Origin of the sequence: Streptomyces phyllanthi, from assembly GCF_009377205.1 — a bacterium.
Taxonomy (GTDB): domain Bacteria; phylum Actinomycetota; class Actinomycetes; order Streptomycetales; family Streptomycetaceae; genus Streptomyces; species Streptomyces phyllanthi.
In genome coordinates, this window is the sequence record NZ_VJZE01000427.1 from 1 (window position 1) to 7,954 (window position 7,954).

Consider the following 7,954-nt stretch of genomic DNA (forward strand, 5'->3'; position numbering starts at 1 on the left):
GGGAAGGGGATCGAGCCGATAGCCAGGCCGATCGGGGACGGGTCCACCGCGGACACCGGGCGGCAGCCCAACCAGCCGGGCAAGCCGCGGCCGCTGGAGCCGGGTGAGACGCCGCCGCAGTTCGTGGTGTTCTCCTGGGACGGAGCGGGGGACGTCGGCAACGGTCTCTTCCCGCGCTTCCTGAAGACCGCCGAGGACCACGGCGCGCACATGACCTTCTTCCTCTCCGGCATCTATCTGCTGCCCGAGTCCAAGAAGCGCAAGTACCTCCCGCCGAACAACGCGCCCGGCGCCTCCGACATCGGCTACCTCACGGACGAGCACATCAAGTCGACGCTGAAGTACGTCCGCGAGGCCTGGCTCGACGGCCACGAGATGGGCACCCACTTCAACGGCCACTTCTGCGGTGGCTACGGATCGGTCGCCAACTGGACGCCCAAGCAGTGGCGCAGCGAGATCGACCAGGCGAAGTCCTTCGTCAAGGAGTGGCGGACCAACACGGGCTGGACCGATGTCGAACCGCTGCCCTTCGACTACGACAAGGAGCTCGTCGGCGCCCGGACCCCGTGTCTGCTCGGCCAGGACAACCTGCTGCCCACCGCCCGCGAGCTCGGCTGGCGCTACGACTCCTCCTCGTCCGGCGGCCTCCAGGTCTGGCCGCAGAAGAAGCAGGGCATATGGGACCTTCCGCTCCAGCAGATACCGTTCCCCGGGCGCGGTTTCCAGGTCCTCTCGATGGACTACAACATCATGTACAACCAGTCGCAGAACTCCACCAAGGCCCCGCCCGCCAACTACCCGGCCTGGCGCGAGCAGGCCACCGGGGCGTATGTCGCCGGGTTCCAGCGGGCGTACGAGACCAACCGGGCACCCCTCTTCATCGGCAACCACTTCGAGGAGTGGAACGGCGGCATCTACATGGACGCCGTCGAGGAGGCCATCAAGCACATCGCGCGGGAGAAGGAGAAGAAGGGCGCGGACATACGGATCGTCTCCTTCCGGCAGTTCGTGGACTGGCTGGACGTACAGAAGCCGGACGTCCTCGACAAGCTCCGGTCGCTGGGGGTGGGGCAGGAGCCGGCCGGCGGCTGGAAGGAGTTCCTCGCGGACACCGGCAAGCAGCCGGCCGAAGGGTCGGCGGACGGCTCCGGGGACGGCTCCCCGAGCAGCTCTTCGGACGGCGCCCAAAACGGGGGCTGACATGGGGGTTTCCACCCTGGAGGGGGGTGCGGAAGATCCCCGGGACGGGCATGCGAAACTTTTCACATGAGTGCCGCCAGCCGTGTCCGTGCCCCCCAGCGCTCGAACCGCATCAACAAGACCCCCGAGACCCGCCGGCCCCGTACGAGCCGTCACCGCGCAGTCCTGCTCCCCGCCGGAGCCGCCGCGCTCGCGCTCACCCTGTCCGCCTGCGGCGGAGGGACCTCGGGAGGCGGGGGCGGCACCGGCTTCATCACCAGCTCCGACGGTATCGCCACCGTGAAGAAGGGCGAGCGGGCCGACGCCCCCGACCTCTCCGGCAAGACCATCGACGGCGAGCAACTCGACGTGGCCTCCGCCTACAACGGCAAGATCGTCGTCGTCAACGTGTGGGGCTCCTGGTGCTCGCCCTGCCGTGCCGAGGCCTCCAACCTCGTCAAGGTCTCCGAGGACCTCGAAGGCCAGGGCGTGCGGTTCGTCGGCATCAACACCCGTGACACCAGCACCGCACCGGCCCGGGCCTTCGAGGACGAGTACAAGGTCACCTACCCGAGCCTGTACGACCCGACCGGCAAGCTGATGCTCCGCTTCGAGAAGGGAACGCTCAATCCACAGGCGATTCCCTCGACGCTCGTCATCGACCGGGAGGGGAAGGTCGCCGCGCGCTCCCTCCAGGCGCTCAGCGAGTCGAAGCTCCGCAAGATGATCGATCCGATCCTCGCGGAGAAGTGACGTGTCCGAAGCGTCCCTGCTGGCCGCGGTCACGGACACGAACACGACGGTCCTCAACGGGGCGCTGCTGCTCGCCCTGCCGGTCGCCCTGCTCGGCGGCCTCGTCTCCTTCTTCTCCCCGTGTGTGCTGCCGCTGGTACCCGGCTATCTCTCGTACGTCACCGGGGTCACCGGAACCGATCTGGCCGAGGCCCGGCGCGGGCGGATGGTCGTGGGTGCCTCCCTGTTCGTCCTCGGCTTCACCGCCGTGTTCGTCTCCGGCGGCGCGCTGTTCGGCTACTTCGGGGCGACGCTCCAGGAGCACCAGGCCGTCCTGTCCAGGGTGCTGGGCACCTTCATGATCCTCATGGGCGTCTTCTTCATGGGGCTCATGCCGTGGCTCACCCAGCGCGAGTACCGCTTCCACACGCGGCCGGCCGCCGGGCTCGTCGGCGCGCCCCTGCTCGGCGCGCTGTTCGGTATCGGCTGGACGCCCTGCATCGGCCCGACCCTCGCCTCGGTACTGGCGCTCTCCTCCAACGAGGCCAGCGCCGGGCGCGGTGCGCTGCTGACCGTCGCGTACTGTCTGGGGCTGGGTGTGCCCTTCGTCCTCGCCGCGGTCGCCTTCCGTAAGGCGCTCGGTGCCTTCGGCTGGGTCAAGCGGCACTACGTGTGGGTGCTGCGTATCGGCGGCGGCATGATGATCGCGACCGGCCTGCTCCTGCTGACCGGCGCCTGGGACCGCATCGTGCAGGAGATGCAGGTCTGGTCGAACGGCTTCACGGTGGGGATCTGATCCATGAGCAACACAGAGACGGAGACCGGGGCCAGGGCCGAGGTCGAGGCCAAGGCCTCCGCCGCGGAGGACAGCGACCTCGGCGCCGCCGGCTCCCAGCTGTCCACCGCTCCCCGTGAGGACGCCCCCAACCTGCCCTCGCTCGGCGTCATCGGCTGGGCCCGCTGGTTCTGGCGGCAGCTGACCTCCATGCGGGTCGCCCTGCTGCTGCTGTTCATGCTGTCGCTCGCGGCGATCCCGGGCTCGCTGATCCCGCAGTCGAGTCAGGACGAGACCAAGGTCGCCGACTTCCTGAAGGCGCACGAGACCCTGGGGCCCGTCTACGACAGGCTCGGGCTGTTCCACGTGTACAGCTCGGTGTGGTTCTCGGCGATCTACATCCTGCTGTTCGTGTCGCTCATCGGCTGCATCGTGCCCCGCAGCTGGCAGTTCGTGGAGCAGCTCAGGGGCCGCCCGCCGAGGGCGCCGAAGCGGCTCGACCGGCTGCCCGCGTACGCGACCTGGCGCACCGGGGCCGAGCCGGAGCAGGTGCGCGAGGCCGCGCTGAAGGTGCTCAGGCAGCGCCGCTTCCGCTCCCACGTGGCAGGGGACGCGGTCGCCGCCGAGAAGGGCTATCTGCGGGAGGCGGGCAACCTCCTCTTCCACATCGCGCTGATCGTGATGCTGATCGCGTTCGCCTGGGGCCAGCTCCTGAGGTCCGAGGGCACCAAGCTGATCGTCGAGGGCGACGGCTTCGCCAACACCCTCACCCAGTACGACGACTTCAAGTCCGGCAGCCTGTTCACCCCCGACGACCTCAACCCGTTCAGCTTCGACCTGAAGAACTTCAGGGGTACGTACGAGGCGACCGGGCCGAACAAGGGCACTCCGCGCACGTACGAGGCGGCCATCACCTATGCCGTGGGCGCCGACGGCGAGGAGAAGTCGACCACGGTCAAGGTCAACGAGCCGCTGGAGATCGGCGACTCCAAGGTCTATCTCGTGAGTCACGGTTACGCCCCCGTCGTCACCGTCCGGGACGGCTCCGGCAAGGTCGTCTTCAGCGACGCCGTGCCGCTGCTGCCGCTCGACGCGAACGTCACCTCCTCCGGTGTGATCAAGGTCATGGACGGCTACCGCGACGCCAAGGGAAAGCGGGAGCAGCTCGGCTTCCAGGCGTTCTTCCTGCCGTCGTACGGCGGAGAGGGCACCGCCGTGGTCTCGCAGTTCCCGGCGCTGCTGAACCCGGTGCTGAACCTGGAGCCCTACCACGGTGACCTCGGTGTCGACTCGGGTGTGCCGCAGAGTGTGTACCGGCTCGACAAGAGCCATCTGAAGATGTTCGAGGACTCCAAGGGCGCGCAGCTCAGGGAGAACCTCAAGCCCGGCGAGACCATGACGCTGCCGGGCGGCGCCGGAACGGTCAGCTTCGACGGGGTCAAGGAGTGGGCCGGTTTCCAGGTCACCCAGCAGCCCGGCAGCGGCTGGGCCCTCGCCGGAGCCGTCGCCGCCATCGCGGGCCTCGCCGCCTCCCTCTTCATCCAGCGCCGCCGCGTCTGGGTCCGCGCCGTGCGGGGCGCCGACGGCCTCACGGTCGTCGAGATGGCGGGCCTCGGCCGCAGCGAGTCCGCGAAGCTCCCCGAGGAACTGGGCGATCTGGCGGGTCTGGTGCACGACGCGGCACCGGCCGCTCCCGAGCGGAACGCGGACCTGGGGCCGGAGCCGGAGCCGGACCCGGCCAGTGACTCCGACTCCGACGCCCACGTCGCACCCGCAGAAGGGGCTGAGAAGAATTGAAGCCTCCCCCTGTTTCGGCGAGATCGGCATGCGCCTGGTTCTCGCACCACACGTGCTGCCACGTGCTGAGAAGCCGACCGACGACCGCATTGTCCTGCCGGAAGTTGCCGGGACATCCCCCGAAGGAGTGCTGAGGTGACCTTTGCCGCAGCGACCAACGAAAACCTTGCCAGCATCAGCAACCTGCTCATCTACTCCGCGATGGCCGTCTACACGCTGGCCTTCCTCGCGTACATCGCCGAATGGCTCTTCGGCAGCCGCAGCAAGGTCGGCCGGACGGCCGCCGCCCTGACGCAGAAGACCGGGGCGAAGGCACCCGCCGTGACCGTGAAGAAGGCCGGCGGCACCGCCGTGCTGGAGCGGCCCGAGGTGGTCGTGCGGGCCGCGGCCGGTGCGCGGGACGTGCCGGACGGGCCCGGTGCGCACGGCGGGGACGAGCAGGGCGACCTCTACGGCCGTATCGCCGTGTCCCTCACCGCGCTGGCCTTCGCCATCGAGTTCGGCGGTGTGCTGACGCGCGCCCTGTCGGTGCAGCGGGCGCCATGGGGCAACATGTACGAGTTCAACATCACCTTCTCCACCGTCGCCGTCGGTGTGTATCTCGGCTTCCTGGCGCTGAAGAAGGACATCCGCTGGCTCGGCCTTCCCCTGATCACGTCGGTGCTCCTCGATCTCGGTATCGCCGTCACTGTCTTGTACACCGCCAGCGACCAGTTGGTTCCCGCCCTCCACTCGTACTGGCTGTACATCCACGTCTCGACCGCGATCCTCTGCGGTGCCGTGTTCTACGTGGGCGCGGTCGGCACGATCCTGTACCTGTTCCGGGACTCGTACGAGAACAAGCTCGCGACCGGCGGAAAGCCGGGCCGTTTCGCGACCTCCGTGCTGGAGCGGCTGCCCGCTTCGGCGTCCCTCGACAAGTTCTCGTACCGCGTCAACGCCGCGGTGTTCCCGCTGTGGACGTTCACGATCATCGCGGGCGCCATCTGGGCCGGCGACGCCTGGGGCCGCTACTGGGGCTGGGACCCCAAGGAGGTCTGGTCCTTCATCACCTGGGTCGCCTACGCCTGCTACCTGCACGCTCGCGCCACCGCCGGCTGGAAGGGCCGCAAGGCCGCGTACATCGCGCTCATCGCCTTCGGCTGCTGGCTGTTCAACTACTACGGCGTCAACATCTTCGTCTCCGGCAAGCACTCGTACTCCGGCGTGTGATCCCAGCCCCAGCCGGGTGCGTCACCCCCGGGCACGCGTCAGGCTGGTGTCATGGACGAGGTCATCGAACAGGGCACCGGCCGGACTCGGGGGGACACGCACACGCTGCACTTCACGCTGCACCTGCCCCGCCACCCGGTGGAGCGGGTGTGGCCCGTGGTGGCCGGCCACGGCGACGGGCTGAGGACCTGGCTGGCCGCCGCGGACACCTTCGAGCCGCGCCTCGGCGGTGCGGTCGCGCTGCGCTGGCTGAACACCGGCCCCGGCGGTGAGACGCCGCCGGCGGTAGCGGGGCGCATCACCGCCTGGGACGTCGAGAGGGTCGCCGAGTACACGCTGGAGGGCTTCCACGGGCGGATCCGCCTCCACCTGGAACCGGACGGTGAGCACGGCACCACACTCCGTTTCTCCAACGAGATCCGCGGCGACGACGAACTCCGCCGCGACTGCCTGGCCGCCTGGCACCTCCACTTCGAGTACCTGGCCGAGGCGCTCGACGGACACCCGGTGGACTGGACGGCCTGGACACCGGACCGCTTCGAGGAGCTACGGCAGACGTACGCCGAGGCGTGACCGTTCCCCATGACTGAGCGGCAGTATGACTGAGTGGCAGTGAGTCCTGTCGCCAGAACTCATGCTCAGCCGCGTGCCCCGAACGGTCGGTGGCGCGGGCTGATCTGTTGCGTCGCGCGGGCAGGGTTCCGACCGGCTCAGGGCAGCTCCGCCCCCGGTATGCCCAGGCCGGCGAGAAGCACCGGGAAGAGCCACTCCGCGAAGTCCGCGTGCTCGGTGAATGCCCGCCGGACCAGCGCCTCGTCGCCCACGAGCCCCGCGGCCGCGGACCAGGCCGCCGCACCCGCCACCGCGGGCCCGACCGGGAACTCGTCCGGACCTATCTCGTAACTCTCGGCCAACTCCGGATTCAGCAGCCCCGTCCAGCCTCCCCCACCCGGCAGTGCGGCCTCGACGAACCCCAGGTCACTGTCCAGATAGGACACCATGACGACCGGCGCGCCCGTTCTGCGGACCAGCGCCTGGGCACTGTGCCGCCCGAAGTCCGCGAACTCCACCTGCAGCCATCCGTCCGCCAGCGGCTCCGCGTCGTCCACATCGCTGAACCCGACGGCTTCCATCGTCCCGACGAGGTCACCCGTGGACCGGGTCACCAACGACCCCCCTGAATCACTCATGTCCACACGCTAAGGGCGACCACTGACAACGCGATCAGCCGAACGACCACCGGCCGCTCACTGGGCCGGCCCCCGACCGATCAGCCGACCCGATCAGCCGACGGTGATCGAGTCGAGCTTCTCCCGCAGGTACACGTGCGAGTCCACCGGCTCGTACGCCACTCGCCCCACCGGCGCGGGGACGGACTCCACCCGTGTCCCCGGGGTGCACTCGCCGAAATAGACCAGGGACATGAGCTCTTCGGCGGGGGTGTCGGTCGGAGGGGGCAGGACGCGGTGGCGGCCGGAGCGCCAGCGGTCGCCGGTCCAGCGGGCCATCAGGTCGCCGATGTTGATGGTGAGGGCGTCCGGGTCGTAGGGGGCGTCCTCCCAGCCGCCCTCGTCCGTGTAGACCTGGAGCCCGCCCTTGCCGGCCTGGCGGTCGAGGATCGTGACGGTGCCGAAGTCGGTGTGGGGGCCGATGCGGAACTGCCCCGGCTCGGGCTCGCCGACGACCTCCGTGCCCGGATACCAGTTGATGTTGAAGCCGTAGGTGGGGTGGCTCATGTGGCGCGTGAAGAAGTCGGGTTCGAGGCCCAGGGCCTCTCCGAGCAGGGCGAGGAGGTGGTTCTCCAGCTCCGCCATCCGCGCCAGATACTCCTCGCACAGCGGCCGGAGCTCCGGCACCTGCGAGGGCCATACGTTCGGCGCGTACCACTCAGCGTTCACGGCCGGGTCCTCGAAGGGTTCGTGGGTTGCGAAAGTAAGGGACTCCTTGAGGTCCGGTGGGGTCTTGGTGCCCTCGGAGTAGCCGTTCGCCTCGGCGCCCGGGCCGAGCCAGCCGCGGCCGCCGACCTTGGCCTCGTACGCCTGCTTGGCCTCGGTGGGGAGCGTGAAGAAGGCACGGGCGGCGGCCCGGACGCGGGTGCGCAGGGCCGGGTCCACCCCGTGGCCGGTGACCAGGAGGAAGCCGGCCGTCCGAAGGGCCTCGTCGACCGTGCGGGCGGTCCGCGCGCGGGCCTCCGCGTCTCCGGACAGCCAGGGGCCGAGGTCGATGGTCGGGACGCGGGGGCTGGTGCCGGTACGGGGG

Annotated in this window: 8 protein-coding genes; 6 read left to right on the top strand and 2 right to left on the bottom strand. The window is 69.5% G+C overall.

Annotated features, from left to right (window positions below):
* From FNH04_RS36730 to FNH04_RS36755, 6 genes are all read left to right on the top strand, one after another.
* The coding region (locus FNH04_RS36730; RefSeq protein WP_152790173.1) for a polysaccharide deacetylase family protein at positions 1-1,200 on the top strand (1,200 nt) is incomplete at its 5' end.
* 66 nt (positions 1,201-1,266) lie between these two features.
* Positions 1,267-1,932 (top strand): TlpA family protein disulfide reductase, encoded by a 666-nt coding sequence (locus tag FNH04_RS36735; RefSeq protein WP_194236931.1) that lies wholly within the window; start codon positions 1,267-1,269, stop codon positions 1,930-1,932.
* Between the two features lies 1 nt (position 1,933).
* Positions 1,934-2,707, top strand: a complete 774-nt coding sequence (locus FNH04_RS36740; protein WP_322724890.1) for a cytochrome c biogenesis CcdA family protein — start codon at positions 1,934-1,936, stop codon at positions 2,705-2,707.
* A 3-nt stretch (positions 2,708-2,710) separates the two neighbouring features.
* The gene (gene resB, locus FNH04_RS36745) at positions 2,711-4,483 is read left to right on the top strand and encodes a cytochrome c biogenesis protein ResB (protein WP_152790174.1); all 1,773 of its coding nucleotides are present in this window, start codon (positions 2,711-2,713) and stop codon (positions 4,481-4,483) included.
* 135 nt (positions 4,484-4,618) lie between these two features.
* Complete coding sequence (gene ccsB, locus FNH04_RS36750) at positions 4,619-5,695, top strand: c-type cytochrome biogenesis protein CcsB (RefSeq protein WP_322724892.1); 1,077 nt, start codon at positions 4,619-4,621, stop codon at positions 5,693-5,695.
* Positions 5,696-5,746: 51 nt separating this feature from the next.
* A complete protein-coding gene (locus FNH04_RS36755) occupies positions 5,747-6,268 on the top strand; it encodes an SRPBCC family protein (protein WP_152790175.1) in 522 nt (173 codons plus the stop codon).
* A 137-nt stretch (positions 6,269-6,405) separates the two neighbouring features.
* Here FNH04_RS36755 and FNH04_RS36760 read toward each other — a convergent pair whose 3' ends face one another.
* Entirely contained in the window at positions 6,406-6,885 is a 480-nt protein-coding gene (locus tag FNH04_RS36760; protein WP_152790176.1) for a hypothetical protein, read from the bottom strand.
* Positions 6,886-6,978: 93 nt separating this feature from the next.
* On the bottom strand, positions 6,979-7,954 hold a 976-nt coding region (locus FNH04_RS36765; protein ID WP_228031817.1), incomplete at its 5' end, for an isopenicillin N synthase family dioxygenase.